19 protein-coding genes are annotated in these 17,170 nt (G+C 59.7%); 6 read left to right on the plus strand and 13 right to left on the minus strand.

Annotation, left to right across the window (positions count from 1 at the left end; genetic code table 11):
• The first annotated feature begins 47 nt into the window (after nt 1-47).
• A complete protein-coding gene (gene yjdP / locus ABLX76_RS14250) occupies nt 48-404 on the plus strand; it encodes a DDRRRQL repeat protein YjdP (protein ID WP_032429059.1) in 357 nt (118 codons plus the stop codon).
• A gap of 22 nt (nt 405-426) precedes the next feature.
• Here the strand turns inward: yjdP and phnP are convergent, their stop codons facing one another.
• The 12 genes from phnP to ABLX76_RS14310 form a co-directional block, all read right to left on the minus strand.
• Nucleotides 427-1,185: a phosphonate metabolism protein PhnP gene (phnP, locus tag ABLX76_RS14255; RefSeq protein ID WP_023291662.1), complete on the minus strand. Its 759-nt coding sequence runs from the start codon at nt 1,183-1,185 to the stop codon at nt 427-429.
• Between the two features lie 15 nt (nt 1,186-1,200).
• The gene (phnN, locus tag ABLX76_RS14260; protein ID WP_004206368.1) at nt 1,201-1,764 is read right to left on the minus strand and encodes a ribose 1,5-bisphosphokinase; all 564 of its coding nucleotides are present in this window, start codon (nt 1,762-1,764) and stop codon (nt 1,201-1,203) included.
• A complete protein-coding gene (gene phnM, locus ABLX76_RS14265; protein WP_348874697.1) occupies nt 1,764-2,900 on the minus strand; it encodes an alpha-D-ribose 1-methylphosphonate 5-triphosphate diphosphatase in 1,137 nt (378 codons plus the stop codon). Before phnM ends, phnN begins: the two co-directional genes overlap by 1 nt.
• The gene (gene phnL, locus ABLX76_RS14270) at nt 2,897-3,577 is read right to left on the minus strand and encodes a phosphonate C-P lyase system protein PhnL (RefSeq protein ID WP_023291665.1); all 681 of its coding nucleotides are present in this window, start codon (nt 3,575-3,577) and stop codon (nt 2,897-2,899) included. Before phnL ends, phnM begins: the two co-directional genes overlap by 4 nt.
• A 107-nt stretch (nt 3,578-3,684) precedes the next feature.
• Nucleotides 3,685-4,443: a phosphonate C-P lyase system protein PhnK gene (phnK, locus tag ABLX76_RS14275; RefSeq protein WP_023291666.1), complete on the minus strand. Its 759-nt coding sequence runs from the start codon at nt 4,441-4,443 to the stop codon at nt 3,685-3,687.
• On the minus strand, nt 4,440-5,288 hold the full coding sequence (locus ABLX76_RS14280) for an alpha-D-ribose 1-methylphosphonate 5-phosphate C-P-lyase PhnJ (RefSeq protein ID WP_080901633.1): 849 nt from the start codon (nt 5,286-5,288) through the stop codon (nt 4,440-4,442). The genes phnK and ABLX76_RS14280 overlap by 4 nt, the downstream gene beginning before the upstream one ends.
• Complete coding sequence (locus tag ABLX76_RS14285; RefSeq protein WP_080901632.1) at nt 5,281-6,345, minus strand: carbon-phosphorus lyase complex subunit PhnI; 1,065 nt, start codon at nt 6,343-6,345, stop codon at nt 5,281-5,283. Before ABLX76_RS14285 ends, ABLX76_RS14280 begins: the two co-directional genes overlap by 8 nt.
• A complete protein-coding gene (gene phnH, locus ABLX76_RS14290) occupies nt 6,346-6,930 on the minus strand; it encodes a phosphonate C-P lyase system protein PhnH (protein WP_348874698.1) in 585 nt (194 codons plus the stop codon).
• Nucleotides 6,927-7,379, minus strand: coding sequence for a phosphonate C-P lyase system protein PhnG (phnG, locus tag ABLX76_RS14295; protein WP_348874699.1), 453 nt, complete (start codon nt 7,377-7,379; stop codon nt 6,927-6,929). The genes phnH and phnG overlap by 4 nt, the downstream gene beginning before the upstream one ends.
• On the minus strand, nt 7,380-8,105 hold the full coding sequence (gene phnF, locus ABLX76_RS14300; protein ID WP_348874701.1) for a phosphonate metabolism transcriptional regulator PhnF: 726 nt from the start codon (nt 8,103-8,105) through the stop codon (nt 7,380-7,382).
• A 155-nt stretch (nt 8,106-8,260) separates the two neighbouring features.
• The gene (yjdN, locus tag ABLX76_RS14305; protein ID WP_023291671.1) at nt 8,261-8,695 is read right to left on the minus strand and encodes a VOC family metalloprotein YjdN; all 435 of its coding nucleotides are present in this window, start codon (nt 8,693-8,695) and stop codon (nt 8,261-8,263) included.
• Nucleotides 8,696-8,922: 227 nt separating this feature from the next.
• Nucleotides 8,923-9,258 carry a zinc ribbon domain-containing protein YjdM gene (locus tag ABLX76_RS14310; protein WP_023291672.1) on the minus strand — a complete coding sequence of 112 codons (336 nt, stop codon included), beginning with the start codon at nt 9,256-9,258 and terminating at the stop codon, nt 8,923-8,925.
• A 544-nt stretch (nt 9,259-9,802) separates the two neighbouring features.
• On the opposite strand from ABLX76_RS14310, the gene proP reads away from it, so the two are divergent.
• Nucleotides 9,803-11,305 carry a glycine betaine/L-proline transporter ProP gene (gene proP, locus ABLX76_RS14315; RefSeq protein WP_023291673.1) on the plus strand — a complete coding sequence of 501 codons (1,503 nt, stop codon included), beginning with the start codon at nt 9,803-9,805 and terminating at the stop codon, nt 11,303-11,305.
• A gap of 49 nt (nt 11,306-11,354) precedes the next feature.
• Here proP and melR read toward each other — a convergent pair whose 3' ends face one another.
• A complete protein-coding gene (gene melR / locus ABLX76_RS14320; RefSeq protein WP_004206385.1) occupies nt 11,355-12,293 on the minus strand; it encodes a transcriptional regulator MelR in 939 nt (312 codons plus the stop codon).
• Between the two features lie 239 nt (nt 12,294-12,532).
• Between melR and ABLX76_RS14325 the strand changes: the two genes are divergently transcribed.
• The 4 genes from ABLX76_RS14325 (at nt 12,533) to ABLX76_RS14340 (ending at nt 17,006) form a co-directional block, all read left to right on the plus strand.
• Nucleotides 12,533-13,885, plus strand: coding sequence for an alpha-glucosidase/alpha-galactosidase (locus ABLX76_RS14325; protein WP_348874703.1), 1,353 nt, complete (start codon nt 12,533-12,535; stop codon nt 13,883-13,885).
• Nucleotides 13,886-13,977: 92 nt separating this feature from the next.
• Complete coding sequence (melB, locus tag ABLX76_RS14330; RefSeq protein ID WP_241515946.1) at nt 13,978-15,393, plus strand: melibiose:sodium transporter MelB; 1,416 nt, start codon at nt 13,978-13,980, stop codon at nt 15,391-15,393.
• Nucleotides 15,394-15,668: 275 nt separating this feature from the next.
• Nucleotides 15,669-16,625, plus strand: coding sequence for a plasmid segregation protein ParM domain-containing protein (parM, locus tag ABLX76_RS14335; RefSeq protein WP_032454592.1), 957 nt, complete (start codon nt 15,669-15,671; stop codon nt 16,623-16,625).
• A 9-nt stretch (nt 16,626-16,634) separates the two neighbouring features.
• Nucleotides 16,635-17,006: a plasmid partitioning/stability family protein gene (locus ABLX76_RS14340; protein WP_017900087.1), complete on the plus strand. Its 372-nt coding sequence runs from the start codon at nt 16,635-16,637 to the stop codon at nt 17,004-17,006.
• Nucleotides 17,007-17,170 lie beyond the last annotated feature (164 nt).

The raw sequence follows: 17,170 nt of genomic DNA on the forward strand, positions 1-17,170 counted from the left end.
ATGCCGTTGATTAAGGTAGCGGCAGGACTCTGATGAGATTGGCCCCGATGAAACGTTACGCAACCGCACTGCTCTTTTGCACTCTGTCGCTGACCAGCCTGGCCGCTCGCGCCGATATTATCGATGACGCGATCGGCAATATTCAGCAAGCCATTAACGACGCCTATAACCCGGGCAGTAGCCGTTCCAGTGACGACGACGACAGAGACAATGACGATGGCCGTTATGATGACGGGCGCTATCAAGGGAGCCGCCAGCAGAGTCGTGACAGCCAGCGCCAGTATGACGATCGGCAACGCCAGCTGGACGATCGCCGCCGTCAGCTGGATGAACGCCAGCGCCAGCTCGATCGCGATCGCCGCCAGTTAGAAAGCGATCAGCGTCGTCTGGACGATGACTATTGATCGCCCCGCTGCAGACCGACGCTTAATCCAGTACTATTTCCATCCCGTCATAGCCCGCTTCGAAACCTTCCGGTAGCGGGTTATCCATCATCCAGACGTCAAACTGATGGCTGATATGGGTGAGGATCACTCGCGGACAGCCTATCGCCTGGTTAAGGGCGCGAACGGTAGTGAAATCGTTGTGGTTACGCGGGGTCTGCGCGCGCGGCTCATGACTGCAGTCGATGATCATCGCCTGCGGGCGATTGTTGAGTAAAAACTTCAGCGTCTTGTCCGGCAGCCCGGCGGTATCCGAGAGCCAGGCCACCCGACTGTGGGCCGACTCCAGCAGATAACCGAAGGTGAGCTTCGAATGGTTGAGCGGCAGGGGCGTCACCCGCAGGCCCTGCAGCTCAAACACCACAAACGGCGTGACGGTATGGCTGAAGTCGAGCAGGCCGGGGTGCTTGAGCAGATCGTCGCAGCCGGCGTCGTCCGGCGGGCCATAGACCGGGATCGGCCCGCCCACGCCCCAGCGCAGCGGAAACAGCCCCTGCACATGATCCAGGTGATAGTGGGTTAGCAGCACTTGCTGAAAGCTGCCGGCGGGATGATGTTCCATCAGATCCGGCCTGCCGGCGTCCAGCAGCGTCACTGCGCTGTTGAACGTCACCACCCCGCTACAGGGGCGGCGGCGATGGCTTTCCTCACGGCGGGCGCGGCGGCAGGCCGCGCAATCGCAGCCGAAGACCGGCACCAGCTGAGCGCCGCCGGTGCCGGTTAAGCGGAGGGTCAGGCTCATCGTGTCACCTTGTGTTTATACCAGCGGATCCGCTTCGCGCACCGCGTGGCTGCGCAGCAGGCGGAAAAACTCATCGACCGATTGGCGGAGACTGCCGTCGTTATTCAGCGTCAGGCAATCGTCCGGCTTATAGCGCGCGGCGCGGTCCAGACGCTGGGCGATGTCCACCGCATTTTCCCGGCCGCGCTGCTCCAGCCGCTGGCGCAGCACCGGCGGCGAGACGGCGAGACAGATCGGCACCAGCACCTCGCCGTAGCGTTCCCGCGCCAGCGCCAGATGGGCGCGGGAGCCATTGGCCACCACGTCGAAGCCGGCGTGCAGCCAGAGGTCGATCTCCACGCCAATGCCATAGTAAGTATGGTTGGCGTGCCAGCTGAGGGCAAAGAGATGCTGCTCGGCGCGGGTAAAAAATTCATGTTCGCTGAGGGCGATATGGTTTTCGTTACCGGCGTTAAAGGGCCGGGTAATGTAACGATGCGCCACCAGCAACTGCGGGTGCTCGCGCTGGCGCAGCGCCGCCAGCAGGCTGTCTTTACCGGAGCCGGAGGGCCCCACCAGCCAAATCAGTTTCCCCGGCATTAAAAGACCCTCCTTCCCTGGCGCCAGACATGGTCGATGTGGACATGCTCGCCGCGACGGTGCGCCAGCACCAGGTCGGCGCGTTTCCCCTCGGCGATGACGCCGCGATCGTCAAGGCCCAGCGCCTGCGCCGGATGTTTGCTGACCAGACGGATCGCCTGCGCCAGGGTGAAGGCGTTATCCTCGGCGTCGGCGATGCGGAATGCGGCATCCAGCAGGCTGGCGGGGTAGTAGTCAGACGAGAGAATGTCGAGCAAACCGTGGTTCGCCAGCTGGTGGGCGGCGACGTTGCCGGAGTGGGAACCGCCGCGCACGATATTCGGCGCCCCCATCAGGACGTGCATCCCGCGCTGACGTGAAGCCTGCGCCGCGGCCAGGGTGGTAGGAAACTCGGCGATCACGCTACCCAACTGGTGGGATTCAGCCACATGCGCCTCGGTAGCGTCGTCGTGGCTGGCGAGGGCGATACGGCGGGCGCGGCACATGGCGGCAATGGTCTGGCGATTGGGCTGCGACCAGGTGGCGGCCAGGGCCATCTGCTCGTCTTCAAAACGATCCATCTCGTCATGCGTCAGATGGTACTTTCCCTGATAGTAATCGCGGTACTTGCTGCGATCGGCATACTGGCGCTGGCCCGGGGAGTGATCCATCAGCGAGACCATGCTCACCGATTCGCGCTCGATCAGCTTTTCAAACAGCGGCAGCGTGGTGTGATGCGGCAGCTCGCAGCGCAGGTGCAGACGGTGCTCGGCGCGGTTAAGACCACGCTTTTGCGTCTCTTCCACCGCATTGACCATCTTCTCCAGATTCTCAAGACGATCGCCGCCATCGCGCACGTCGCCAATCGCCACGGCGTCGAGCACGGTGGTGATGCCGCTGGCGACCATCATTGCATCGTGGCTGCTCATCGCCGAGTGGGCCGGCCAGTCCACCTTCGGTCGCGGGGTAAAGAATTTGTCGAGGTTATCGGTATGCAGTTCGATAAGGCCCGGCAGCAGCCAGCCGCCTTCGCCATCCAGCGCCTGCGGCAGCCGGCTCTGGCTTTCCGCGAAGGCGAGAATGCGACCGCCCTGGACTTCCAGCGAACCGTGTACCACGTCGTCGTCGAGAACCAGATTTACGTTATTGATAATCATGCTGTCATTCCCATGGGGTGCAGCCGGTCGGCGACCTGGCGGCGTACCCCTTCGTCATGGAAAATCCCGACGATGGCCGCGCCGCGCGCTTTGGCATCGTGGATCAGGTCGACCACGGCAGCACTGTTTTTGGCATCCAGTGAGGCGGTGGGTTCATCGAGGAGCAGGATCGGATAGTCGACCGCAAAACCGCGGGCGATATTGACCCGCTGCTGTTCGCCGCCGGAAAAGGTCGACGGCGCAAGATGCCACAGACGTTCAGGAACGTTGAGGCGGGTCAGCAGCTGGGCGGCTTTGGCGGCGCTCGCTTCACGCGGCGTCCCGAGGTCGAGCAGCGGCTGCATCACCACCTCCAGCGCCGAAATGCGCGGGATCACCCGCAGAAACTGGCTGACCCAGCCGATGGTGGTTTGACGCACTTCCAGCACCTTGCGCGGCGTGGCGGTGACCAGATCGACCCATTCGTCGCCGTGGCGGATATGAATATGGCCGCTGTCCGGCAGATAGTTGGCGTACAGCGAGCGCAGCAGGGTCGATTTGCCGCTGCCGGAGTGGCCGTGGAGCACCACGCACTCCCCGGCGTTAACGGTCAGCGAGGCGTCGGCCAGCACCGGCAGACGCACGCCGTGCTGCTGGTGCAGAACAAAGGTTTTATGAATGTTTTCAACGCGGATCATGTTAGCCCTCACGGGGTTGAGTTGCCGGGTGGCGCTTCACTGACCCGGCCTACGAATAACGCATCTGCAGGCCGGGTAAGGCGCAGCCGCCGCCCGGCAAAACAGCGTCAGTTCTGCAATACCGACGACACCAACAGCTGGGTGTAAGGGTGATGCGGATCGTCGAGCACCCGGTCGGTTAAGCCACTCTCCACCACCTGGCCCTGCTTCATCACCAGCAGTCGGTTCGCCAGCAGGCGGGCGACGCCGAGATCGTGGGTGACAATCACCACCGCCAGATTCAGCTCCACCGCCAGACCGCGCAGCAGATCAAGCAACCGTGCCTGCACGGACACATCCAGCCCGCCGGTAGGTTCATCCATAAACACCAGCTTCGGCTGGGTGACGAGATTGCGGGCGATCTGCAAACGCTGCTGCATGCCGCCGGAAAAGGTGGTGGGCAGGTCGTCGATGCGTGAGGGCGGGATCTCCACCTCCTGCAGCCACTTTTCGGCGGTGGCGCGAATGTTGCCGTAGTGGCGGGCGCCGGTGGCCATCAGCCGTTCGCCGATGTTGCCCCCGGCGGAGACCTGGCGACGCAGGCCGTCCATCGGGTGCTGATGCACCACCCCCCATTCGGTGCGCAGCAGGCGGCGGCGTTCGGCTTCGCTCATGGCGTACAGCGAGCGCTGTTGGTACAGCACCTCGCCCCGCTGCGGCGTCAGGCGGGCGGAAATCGCCTTCAGCAGGGTGGTTTTACCGGATCCGGATTCCCCAACGATGCCGAGCACTTCCCCCGGCCACAGTTCGAAGGAGACGTCGCGGAAGCCTTTATCCGGGGCATAGAGATGGGTCAGGTGATTGACGGCAAGTAACGGCTGGCTCATTTTTTCTGCTCCTCGCTCTGCTGGCGGCAATAGTCGGTATCGGAGCAGACAAACATCCGCTGGCCGCTGTCATCCAGCACCACTTCGTCGAGGTAGCTGTGGCGCGAGCCGCAGATGGCGCAGGGCTCATCCCACTCCTGGACGGTAAACGGATGGTCGTCGAAATCGAGACTTTCCACCGGGGTATAGGGCGGCACGGCGTAGATCCGCTTTTCACGCCCGGCGCCGAACAGCTGCAGCGCCGGCATCATGTGCATTTTCGGGTTATCGAATTTCGGGATCGGCGAGGGGTCCATCACGTAGCGGCCATTGACCTTCACCGGGTAGGCGTAGGTGGTGGCGATATGGCCGAAGCGGGCGATATCTTCATACAGTTTCACCTGCATCACGCCGTACTCTTCCAGGGCGTGCATAGTGCGGGTTTCGGTTTCGCGCGGCTCGATAAAGCGCAGCGGCTCCGGGATCGGCACCTGATAGATCAGGATCTGATCCTCCACCAGCGGCGTCTCCGGGATGCGGTGGCGGGTCTGGATCAGGGTGGCGTCTTCAGTGCGCTCAGTGGTGGCGACGCCGGTCACGCGCTTAAAGAACTGGCGGATCGACACCGCGTTGGTGGTGTCATCGGCGCCCTGGTCAATCACCTTCAGCACGTCGTTCTCGCCGATGACGCTGGCGGTCAGCTGGATGCCGCCAGTGCCCCAGCCGTAGGGCATGGGCATTTCGCGACCGCCGAACGGCACCTGATAGCCGGGAATGGCTACCGCTTTGAGAATAGCCCGGCGGATCATGCGCTTGGTTTGCTCGTCGAGATAAGCAAAGTTATAGCCAGTCAGTGGGTTAGCCACGTTCGTTCTCCCGTTGCAGGCGTTTCAGCAGCGCCAGTTCGGCCTGGAAATCGACATAGTGCGGTAGCTTCAGATGCGAGACGAAGCCGGCGGCTTCAACGTTATCGGCGTGGGCCAGCACAAACTCTTCATCCTGGGCGGGACCGGCAATCTCTTCGTCATAGTCCGCCGCCTGCAGGGCGCGGTCGACGAGGGCCATGGCCATCGCTTTGCGCTCGCTCATGCCGAAGGTCAGACCGTAGCCGCGGGTGAAGTGCGGCGGTTCATCCTGCGGGGCGACGAAGCCGTTGACCATTTCGCATTCGGTCAGCAGCAGCTCGCCAATATTGACGCTAAAGCCCAGCTCTTCCGGGACAATCTCCACCTGCACGTAGCCGCTGCGGATCTCGCCGGCAAACGGATGGTTGCGGCCATAGCCGCGCTGAGTCGAATAGGCCAGCGCCAGCAGGTAGCCTTCATCGCCGCGCATCAGCTGCTGCAGGCGTGAAGAACGCGAGCAGGGGTAGACCGGCGGGGTGCGGGTGATATCGTCGGGCGGTGTGCCGCGATCTTCCTCGGCCTTCGCCAGCCCCTGCTGCGTGAGCAGGCGGAAAACATGCGGCGAGGTCGGCGCTTCGCTATCGGCTTTCGGCACAGACGGCGCGTCGCCGTTCGCCAGCAGGGTAAAATCGAGCAGGCGGTGGGTGTAGTCGTAGGTAGGGCCCAGCAGCTGACCGCCGGGGATATCTTTGTACACTGCCGAGATGCGGCGTTCGAGACGCATTCCGGCGGTGTCGATCGGTTCGCTAACCGCCAGCCGCGGCAGGGTGGTGCGGTAGGCGCGCAGCAGGAAGATCGCTTCGACGTTATCGCCGCTGGCCTGCTTGAGCGCCAGCGCCGCCAGTTCGCGATCGGCGATGCCGCCCTCGGTCATCACCCGGTCCACCGCCAGATTGAGCTGGTCGCTTATCTGGTCAACGCTCAGTTCGGGAAGCCGTCCATCGCCCCGTCGTTTCTGTTCCTGTAAGGCGTGAGCGGCGCGGATCGCCTTCTCGCCGCCCTTGACGGCAACGTACATTTAGCAAACCTCCACGTGGGTGGTGCGCGGGATCGCCAGCAAGCGCTCGCCGCAGGTGAGGATCAGGTCAATGCCCAGCGGGAACGGGTGCGGGCGCTCCGTCAGTTCGTCAATGATGCAGTCCGGCAGCTGAGGGGCGATCATTCGCTCTTCGGCAATGCCTGCCCCGGTCAGGCGCAGCATGCGCCCGCCGCTCAGGCTGGCGAGCTGGACGATCAGCGTGACGCCGGTCTCCGGGGCGGTGACGGTGCCCGCGGAGAGGACGTTGAGCTGCTCGGCGATGATGCCGTCATTGGCGACCGCAAAGACCGCCTGCTGCGGCTGGTCCACCAGCGGCGCGCCGGTATGGAAGCGCAGATTCTGTCCCACCAGATCGTTATGCAGGGCGCTGGCGAGCCAGACCGGTGTTTCATGATCGGCAAGGGTCAGCAGCAGGCTGGTGGAGGCGACGTTCAGCGGCTGCCAGCCGTGCTGCAACTGCTGCAGGGAGACAATCACCCCCGGCTCGCTCATCGCTTTCAGCAGGCGACGAAAACTGTGTTGGGCATCCTGCACAGCCAGGGTAAAAGCGGGTTGTAAGGTCATGCGTTATCTCCGCGAACCAGGGTAAAGAAGTCGACCCGGCTGGCGTTGACTTCGGCGCGTCGGGCTTCAGTGCGCGCGCTGCGTAGCGCTTCCAGCGGGGTTATCAGGGTTTCCATTAAATTGTGAAAATGGCGGGGCGACTGCAGCAGGGCGTCGATGGCCGCGCAGCGTTCGGCGTGCGGGCGGTCGCGGCCTAAGATCCAGCTGTAGCCGAGCGTACCATCGGCCAGACGTACCGCCGCCCGGGTGAGCGTGGCGTCGCCGGCGAAGAAACGGTCGCCGATACCGCCCATCCGGGCCTGAAGCTGCACCAGGCCTGTCTCGGGAGAGCGGATCAGCTCATACTCCGGCGCCAGCTGCAGGGCGTGCATGCGTGCCAGAAGATCTTGCGGTTCACTGTGGGCCAGCACGGATATCCAGCGCTGGCGGGTGGCGGTATCGAAGTGCATTCAGTGCTCCATGGTGAATTCAATCATGTCGGCGCGGGTCAGGCTGACGGAGTATTCGGTGACGGCCTGCTCGCCCTGGCGGCTGTTGAGGGTGCGCACGCAGAGCAGCGGCGCCATATTGGGGATCTCCAGTAGCTTGCTCTCTTTCGCCTGCGCGCGACGGGCGCTGATTTTGGTGCGCACCCGGGTCAGTTTGACGTCAAGCCGATCGCGGAGCAGGTTGTGCAGCGAGCCGTGGCTGAAGGTCTGCAACACCGGCCAGAAGCGCAGGTCGGCGAAGTAGTGGTCAATCAGGCACAGGGCGACGCCATTGACCCGGCGCAGGGTGCGCAGGTGGATGACATTCTCGCCCTCGCTAATGCCAAAGGCCTCGGCAACGTGCGCGCTGGCGGGGCGCAGTACCGACAGCAGTTTTTCGCTGGTGGGATCGCTGCTTTGTTCCAGCAGGTTCTGGCTGAACCGCGCCTGGGCATTGAGCGGGTAATCGATCGGCCGCATCAGCACCAGCACGCCGACGCCCTGACGGCGTTGTACCCAGCCGCGCTCAACCAACTGGTCGATAGCCCGACGCAGGGTATGGCGGTTTACGTCGAAGCGCGTCGCCAGCTGCTGCTCGGCGGGCAGATAGTCGCCGCAGCGATAGTGGTGGCGCAGCTCCTGCTCAAGCCGGGCGGCGATTTCCTGATAGCGCGTGGGATAACTGGTCGGATGTCTGGACAGGTGCATGGTCATCAAGCCTCACACAGCATAGGCGAGGAGCCTCCTCGCGTTGTGAGCCGATCCTGACCGGTTTATGTTGCAGTTCGGTTAAGTGATGATGACTAAAGGATGAAGAGTTAATGCCAGACGGATGACAGGGCGGCCAGGCCGCCCTGGCGGGGTCAGCCTTGTTTGACTACGTTGATCATCCATGGGACGCCAAAGCGATCGACGACTTTGCCGAAGCCGTGGGCCCAGAAGGTTTCCTGCCAGGCCATCTCAATGCGCCCGCCGACCGCCAGCGCGTCGAACCAGCGCTGGCCTTCAGCGACATCGTTGGGATCGAGGACGAGGGTGAAGCCGGCGTAATGCACATCGGGCCCGAAGGCGCTGTCGCTTAGCATCAGCTCGCCGTTGCCGATGCGCAGGCTGGCGTGGGCGATGGCGTCATCCGCCATCTTCTGGCCAGACGGGCAGCCGTCAGAGGCTTCCTGCGCCGAAGGCGGCATTTCGCCAAAGGTCATTTTAAACATCAGCTCGGCGCCCAGCGTCTGCTGATAGAAGGCGATCGCCTCGGCGCAGTTGCCCGCAAAGGCAAGGTAGGGACTTAAGGACATGGTGAATACCTCAGTGACCGTAACCCGTAAAGCGTAGTCGCCCACAGCGGGATTGAGCCAGACGGCAGCGCGAAAATGGGGCGGGAATAGTGCTGCAGGCGGCAGCGTAAATAGCGGCGGCTGGCGGGATAAATAACTGGATGCGCAGGGAGGCGAAGGGCAGTGAGGATATCGGGAGCGGCGACGGCGATAGGGGAAAATAATCGCGTCGCCTGCCCGGAAATAAATCAGTTCTTTTTGACGAATTCAGATTTCAGCTTCATCGGGCCAAAACCGTCAATTTTGCAGTCAATATTGTGATCGCCTTCGACCAGGCGGATATTCTTCACTTTGGTGCCGATTTTCAGCATCGATGAGCTGCCTTTAACCTTCAGATCTTTCACTACCGTGACGCTGTCGCCATCGGCCAGTAAATTGCCATTGGCATCTTTAACGATCAGAACGTCGTTTTCTTCCGTGGCTTCGGCAGGGTTCCACTCATGGGCGCATTCCGGGCAGATGTACATGCCGTTGTCTTCATAAGTGTAAGTCGAATCGCATTTTGGGCAGTGTGGCAGTTGCATGACGTTCCTCGTGATGTCGTCGAAAAACAGGACGTTGGTCCTTTAAACAGCGGCTGAGAGCCGAAAGTGGCTATGATTATAGCGCAATCACCCACTTTTGTCGGGTGTTTTTTTGCTAAAAAATAGCCGGGGCGCTATTCCGGGAAGAAGCGAATAAACGCTGAAATTAACCGCCGGCGATGGAACAATATCGACGAAATAATTTCCGGGCGATCGGCAGGAAATGAACTTATTTATTTTCTGGGACTCTGTAATTAGGCGGTAAATTTATGTGAAGTTGATCGCAGATATAAACACTGTTAGGGTAAAAAAGGGGAGCAGGTCAATTTCATCAATGATGACGATAAGCCGCTCCATTTATTCACCAGTAGCCACAGCAGGCGTCAACAGGTTCGGTTGTACATTCTGTCAGCAGACAGTGCAGGCAAACCTGCTACGCTTGAAATGAGGAGCACAGCAATTCACCGCTCCTGACGCACGTTGCGAATGGCTTTGCCATTCGGCGAAGAGACGTGCATTCAAGGCGGAGTAGCAGAGGAAAAATATGCTTAAAAGGAAAAAAATAAAGCCCATCACCCTTAAGGATGTGACCATCATCGACGATGGTAAACTGAAAAAGGCGATCACCGCGGCCTCCCTGGGCAACGCGATGGAGTGGTTCGATTTCGGCGTCTACGGCTTTGTGGCCTACGCCTTAGGTAAAGTCTTCTTCCCCGATGCCAACCCAAGCGTGCAGATGATTGCCGCACTCGGTACCTTCTCCGTTCCATTTTTAATTCGTCCGCTGGGCGGCCTGTTCTTCGGGATGCTGGGCGATAAATATGGTCGGCAGAAAATTCTCGCGATAACTATCGTGATCATGTCGATAAGTACTTTCTGTATCGGCCTTATTCCTTCGTATGCCACGATAGGTATCTGGGCGCCGATCCTGCTGCTGCTGTGTAAAATGGCGCAAGGCTTCTCGGTCGGTGGTGAATATACCGGGGCGTCGATCTTCGTCGCGGAATACTCCCCTGACCGTAAACGCGGGTTTATGGGCAGCTGGCTGGACTTTGGCTCCATCGCCGGGTTTGTAATGGGGGCCGGCGTGGTGGTCCTGATCTCCAGCGTGGTGGGTGAACAGAACTTCCTTGAGTGGGGTTGGCGTATCCCGTTCTTCCTGGCGCTGCCGCTAGGCATCATCGGCCTCTATCTGCGCCATGCGCTGGAAGAGACCCCGGCGTTCCAGCAGCATGTGGACACCATGGAGCAGGGCGACCGTGAAGGTCTGCAGGACGGGCCGAAGGTCTCTTTTAAAGAGATTGCCACTAAGCACTGGCGCAGCCTGCTGACCTGTATCGGTCTGGTGATTTCCACCAACGTGACCTACTACATGCTGCTGACCTACATGCCGAGCTACCTGTCGCATAACCTGCACTACTCGGAAGATCATGGGGTGCTGATCATCATCGCCATCATGGTCGGGATGCTGTTTGTGCAGCCGGTTATCGGTATGCTCAGCGACCGTTTCGGCCGCCGTCCGTTTATCCTGATTGGTAGCGTGGCGCTGTTTGCCCTGTCGATCCCGGCCTTCATTATGATCAACAGCAACGTGACGAGCCTGATCTTCGCCGGTCTGCTGCTGCTGGCGGTGGTGCTGAACTGCTTTATCGGGGTGATGGCCTCCTCGCTGCCGGCGATGTTCCCGACGCACATCCGCTTCAGCGCCCTGGCCAGCGCCTTTAACATCTCGGTGCTGATTGCCGGTCTGACGCCAACCCTGGCGGCGTGGCTGGTGGAGACCACCCAGAACCTGATGATGCCGGCATACTACCTGATGGTGATCGCGGTGGTGGGTATGGCGACGGGCCTGTCGATGAAAGAGACCGCTAACCGTCCGCTGAAAGGGGCGACCCCGGCGGCGTCGGATATTCAGGAAGCGAAAGAAATCCTTGGCGAGCACTACGATAACATCGAGCAAAAAATCGAAGATATCGATCAGGAGATCGCCGATCTGCAGGCAAAACGGTCGCGTCTGGTGCAGCAGCATCCGCGTATCAACGACTAACTGTTTTCACTGCTAATCATGCCGCCTGGGGAAACCCCGGCGGCATTTTTTATGCCTCCGGCAAGGCCAGACCGTGACGACGCTGTTGGCTAAGTTTACGGTACTGCTGCGGCGGCATCCCCACGTAGCGGGTAAAGGTGCTGTAGAAACGGCTGCTGGAGCGGAAACCGGCGGTGAGGGCGATATCCAGGATGGTCTTGTCGGTATCGCTCAGCAGCGCCCGCACGTGATTGATACGCATGGCGGTAATGTACTGCTTCATGGTTTGCTGCATCACTCTCTGGAATACCCCCATCGCATAGTTCGGGTTGAGCTTAACGTGCTCGGCGACGGCATTGACGGTCAGCGCCTGGTCGTAGTGGGCGGCGATAAATTCCAGCATCTGGCTGACATAAAACTGCGCATGGCGCGAGACGCTGTTCTTATGGGTGCGCGAGGTTTTGTTGACCAGAATCGGCTGCCAGCCGGCGAGGCTCAGCCGCTTCAGCATCAGGGCGATTTCATCGATCGCCAGCTGGCGAATCTGTTCATTGTCGTGGTTCAGCTCCTGCTGCCAGCGGCGCACCTCGAAGGCGCTCAGCTGCTGGGCGGCGAGGGATTTAATCACCATCCCGTGAGTGACGTGGTTGATCAGCTCCCGGTCCAGCGGCCATGAGAGAAACAGATGCATCGGCAGGTTAAAGATCGCCATCTGCTGGCAATCCCCCGGGCGGGTCAACTGATGCGGCGTACAGGCCCAGAACAGAGTGATATAGCCTTTCTCTATGCGCACCACTTCGTTATTAATCAAATATTCCACGTCGCCATCGAACGGCACGTTGACCTCCACCTGGCCATGCCAGTGGCTGGTAGGCATGGCGTGCGGCGGGCGCAGCTCGATATCCATACGCTGATACTCAGAGTAGAGCGCCAGCGGGCTGCGGCTCTGCTTTTCATCGCTGCTGCACATAAAGGGATCGGGGGGCAGGGAGGTGAAGCGGTATTCCATCGTTAGCGTATTCCTGAATTGTCAGAGTGGCTGCATTTTTCGCCAGAACTGACGACAGCTTAGCGGAAGAATCGGCCCATTTTCTCTCCTTTTTGCGCAATCTGTTCCCGAAAACTCAGATTTTGTGGCGCTTAATGGCCGATCTGAGCTTTCGGGAATGCTCCGGTGGGAACAGGGCAGCGCAACGCTGAACGGCGTGCCACTCTGCAAGGGTTCAATGACCTGATGGAGAGAGCGTAATGACCGCCCCAAAAATTACCTTTATCGGCGCCGGTTCGACGGTGTTCGTTAAAAATATTCTCGGTGATGTTTTCCAGCGCCCGGCGCTGAAATCGGCGCATGTCGCGCTGATGGATATCGATGACACCCGGCTGGAAGAGTCGCATACCGTGGTGCGCAAGCTGATGGATTCCGTCGGCGCGAAGGGCGAAATCAGCTGCCATCGCGATCGCAAAACCGCCCTGCAGGGCGCTGATTTCGTTGTGGTCGCCTTCCAGATTGGCGGCTATGAGCCCTGTACCGTCACCGATTTTGAGGTCTGTAAACGCCATGGCCTGGAGCAGACCATCGCCGATACGCTGGGTCCGGGGGGCATTATGCGCGCCCTGCGCACCATACCTCATCTGTGGGCTATCTGCGACGACATGACCGAGGTCTGCCCGGACGCCACCCTGCTTAACTACGTCAACCCAATGGCGATGAACACCTGGGCCATCTACGCCCGCTACCCGCATATTAAACAGGTTGGCCTGTGCCACTCGGTGCAGGGAACGGCGGAAGAACTGGCGCGCGATCTTGACCTCAACCCGGCGGATTTACGCTACCGCTGCGCCGGGATTAACCATATGGCGTTCTATCTCTCGCTGGAGAAAAAGCTCGCCGACGGCAGCTATGTCAGCCTTTATCCCGACCTGCTGCAGGCCTACGCTGACGGGCGCGCGCCGAAGCCTAACCTGCACGGCAACCCGCGCTGCGAAAACATCGTCCGCTATGAGATGTTCAAAAAGCTCGGCTACTTTGTGACCGAGTCGTCGGAGCATTTTGCCGAATACACGCCATGGTTTATCAAGCCGGGCCGCGAGGACCTTATCGCCCGCTATAAAGTGGCGCTGGATGAATACCCGAAACGCTGCGTCGAGCAACTGGCCAACTGGCATCAGGAGCTGGAGAGCTATCAGCGCGGCGAGCGCATCGAGGTGAAGCCATCCCGGGAGTATGCCAGCACCATCATGAACGCCATCTGGACCGGCGAGCCAAGCGTGGTGTATGGCAACGTGCGCAATGACGGCCTTATCGACAACCTGCCGCAGGGCTGCTGCGTGGAAGTGGCTTGCCTGGTGGACGCCAACGGCATTCAGCCGACCAAAATGGGTGCGCTGCCGGCGCATCTGGCGGCGCTGATGCAGACCAACATCAACGTGCAGACGCTGCTCACGGAGGCGATCCTCACCGAAAATCGCGATTACGTCTATTACGCCACGATGATGGATCCGCACACCGCTGCGGTGCTGGGGATCGAAGAGATCTACGCGCTGGTGGACGATCTGATCGCCAGCCACGGCGACTGGCTGCCGTCCTGGCTGCATCGTTAATCTTCTCATGCCGCCGGGGGCAACGACCCGGCGGCGTCCTGCATGCTCTATCAAACACTGAAGGAGGCGCTGGCGACAGCGACCTGTACCCTATGAGTATTTCAATGACAACAAAGCTCAGCTACGGATTTGGTGCCTTTGGTAAAGATTTCGCTATCGGTATCGTCTACATGTATCTGATGTATTACTACACCGATATTGTTGGACTGTCGGTTGGGGTGGTCGGCACCTTGTTTCTGGTGGCGCGGATCCTCGATGCGATAGCCGATCCGATCATGGGTTGGATCGTCAACTGTACGCGATCGCGATGGGGGAAATTCAAACCGTGGATCCTGATTGGCACGATAACCAACTCGGTAGTGCTGTATATGCTGTTCAGCGCCCATCACTTCTCCGGCGGGGCGCTGCTGGCATGGGTGTGGCTGACCTATCTGCTGTGGGGGTTCACCTACACCATCATGGATGTGCCGTTCTGGTCGCTGGTGCCGACCATTACCCTTGATAAACGCGAACGTGAACAGCTGGTGCCGTATCCACGCTTTTTCGCCAGCCTGGCGGGATTCGTCACTGCCGGCGTCACGCTGCCGTTTGTCAGCGCCGTGGGCGGCTCCGACCGCGGTTTCGGTTTCCAGATGTTCACCCTGGTGTTGATCGCCTTCTTCGTGGTTTCCACCCTCGTCACGCTGCGCAACGTCCACGAGGTTTACTCCTCGGATAGCGGCGTGAGCGAGGATGCCAGCCATCTCTCACTGCGCCAGATGGTGGCGCTGATCTATAAAAACGATCAGCTGGCCTGCCTGTTGGGCATGGCGCTGGCCTATAACACGGCGGCGAATATTATCGCTGGCTTTGCGATTTACTACTTTACCTACGTGATTGGCAGCGCGGAGATGTTCCCGTATTACATGTCCTACGCCGGCGCGGCGAACCTGCTGACGTTAGTGCTGTTTCCGCGGCTGGTGAAAGGGCTGTCGCGGCGCATTCTGTGGGCGGGCGCTTCGATCATGCCGGTGCTGGGCTGCGGCGTGCTGTTGCTGATGGCGCTGAGCGGGATCTACAACGTCGCGCTGATTTCGCTGGCCGGCGTGCTGTTGAATATCGGCACCGCGCTGTTCTGGGTGCTGCAGGTTATTATGGTGGCCGATACCGTCGACTACGGCGAATATACGATGAACATCCGCTGCGAAAGTATCGCCTATTCGGTGCAGACGCTGGTGGTGAAAGCGGGCTCGGCGTTCGCGGCCTGGTTTATCGCCATCGTGCTCGGTATCATCGGTTATGTGCCGAATGTGGCCCAGTCGTCCCAGACGCTGCTGGGGATGCAGGCGATTATGATAGCGCTGCCGACGCTCTTTTTTGCCCTGACGCTGTTTCTCTATTTCCGCTATTACAAGCTCAACGGCGATATGCTGCGTCGCATTCAGATTCACCTGCTGGATAAATATCGCCGGGTACCGGAAAATGTGGCTGAGCCGGAACGGCCCATTGTGGTACCCAACCAGGTGTAAAAAGCGTTCGAAAACAGCTGACGAAAGAGGGGAGGGATGCTCTCTTTTTTGGACAAAAATGAGCGTTGAAAGCGGACGAAAAGAGAAAACGTATTTCTCTAATTTATCTCAAAATATTCTCTCTTTAGGTTCATGTAGTTGTTATTTGCTCCAATTATTCTCAATTAAAACTCAGAATTGTCTCTTTTTCGTGCTCTTGCGCTGCTTTTTAACTCTTGCTACTCTTTTTGGGTGTTACATTTTTCTCTTATTTGTCTCAGTGATGGAGCAATGCGATGCGCATTTTTATCGATGATGGTTCAACCAATATCAAAATGCTGTGGGAGCAAGATGGCGAAACTTTCACCCATATCAGCCCCAACAGTTTTAAACGCGGCTGGTCTGCCACCTTCGGTTCCGGGAAGCCCTTTAACTACACCGTGGATGATGAAAAGTACTCATTCGACCTGATCACTCCCGATGCGCTCCCGACCAATAATATTGACTGGCAGTACAGCCCGTTGAACTCCATCGCTGTCCATCACGCGCTGCTGACCAGCGGTCTTGAGCCACAGGACGTCGAAATAGTCGTGACGCTGCCGCTGACTGAATTTTATGACGAGGATGCGCAATATCGCCTCGACAACATTGAGCGTAAGAAAAAGAGCCTGCTGCGCGAAGTTAAACTGAATAAAGGCGTGGTGTTCAATATCACCAAAGTCACCGTGCGCCCGGAATCGATTCCGGCGGGCATTAGCCTGTGCGATGAACTCAAGCCCTCCCATTCGGTGCTGATTATCGACCTCGGCGGCACCACGCTCGATATCTCGATGGTCGCCGGGCAGATGACCTCGGTTTCGCGCATTTACGGCGACCCGAAGCTGGGCGTATCGCTGGTGACCGACGCCGTTAAGCTGGCGCTGGCGCGGGCGAATACCGATACCTCAAGCTATAACGTCGACCAGATCATTATCAATCGCCATGACGAAGCGTACCTGACCGATAACATCAACGATCCGGATGCGGTTTCTGAGGTGAAAAAGGTGATCACTAACAGCATCGAACGTCTGACCACCCGCGTCCTGACGGCTATCGATAGCTTTAAAGGCTACTCGCATGCCATCGTGATTGGCGGCGGCGCGCCGCTGGTTGCCGATGCCATTCGTGAACGTATGGGCCTGCGTGAGGACCGTTTCGTGGTGGCTGAAGAGCCGCAGTTCGCCCTGGTGCGTGGTCTGAAAATTATTGGCTAAGGAGCGTCTATGACTCTGGAACGCAGAAAAGTGTTGATTTACCTGCGCCCGGATATCAGCGCCAGCGAGCGCTTCGCGGACGCAAAAATTGAGGCCCACCATCGCGGCGACCGTGGCGATATGTCGCGCACGGCGCTGCTGGCGGGGCTGGCGTTAGGGGAAGTCGATAGCCGCTTGCCGTCGATGCTGGCGGCGCTGCTGGCGGAAGACACGAAACCGGAAACGCTGCGCAAGATGCTGGCCTCGTTCCTTGAGATCCAGCCGGCCTCTTCCGCCCCGACAGCCGCACCAGCGGCCGCCCCGGCTAAGGCGCCGGAGCCGCCCGCGCCGGTCAGCGAGAGCGTTTCGGCGCGCAACCTCGCCGGTTCGCTGCCGGACTAAGCGCTATTCGCGGTTTGCGCTATCCGGGAAACTCCCCGGCTTGCGCTGCGCTTAGCCGGGCTACTGTTTACACTGTCCGGTAGCCCGGGTAAGGCGGAACGCCGCGACTGGGAAATTCCCCGGCTTGCGCTGTGCTTAGTTTGTAGGCCGGGTCAGGCGTAGCC

This window comes from Klebsiella sp. JB_Kp004 (genome assembly GCF_040065795.1).
Classification (GTDB): domain Bacteria; phylum Pseudomonadota; class Gammaproteobacteria; order Enterobacterales; family Enterobacteriaceae; genus Klebsiella; species Klebsiella quasipneumoniae.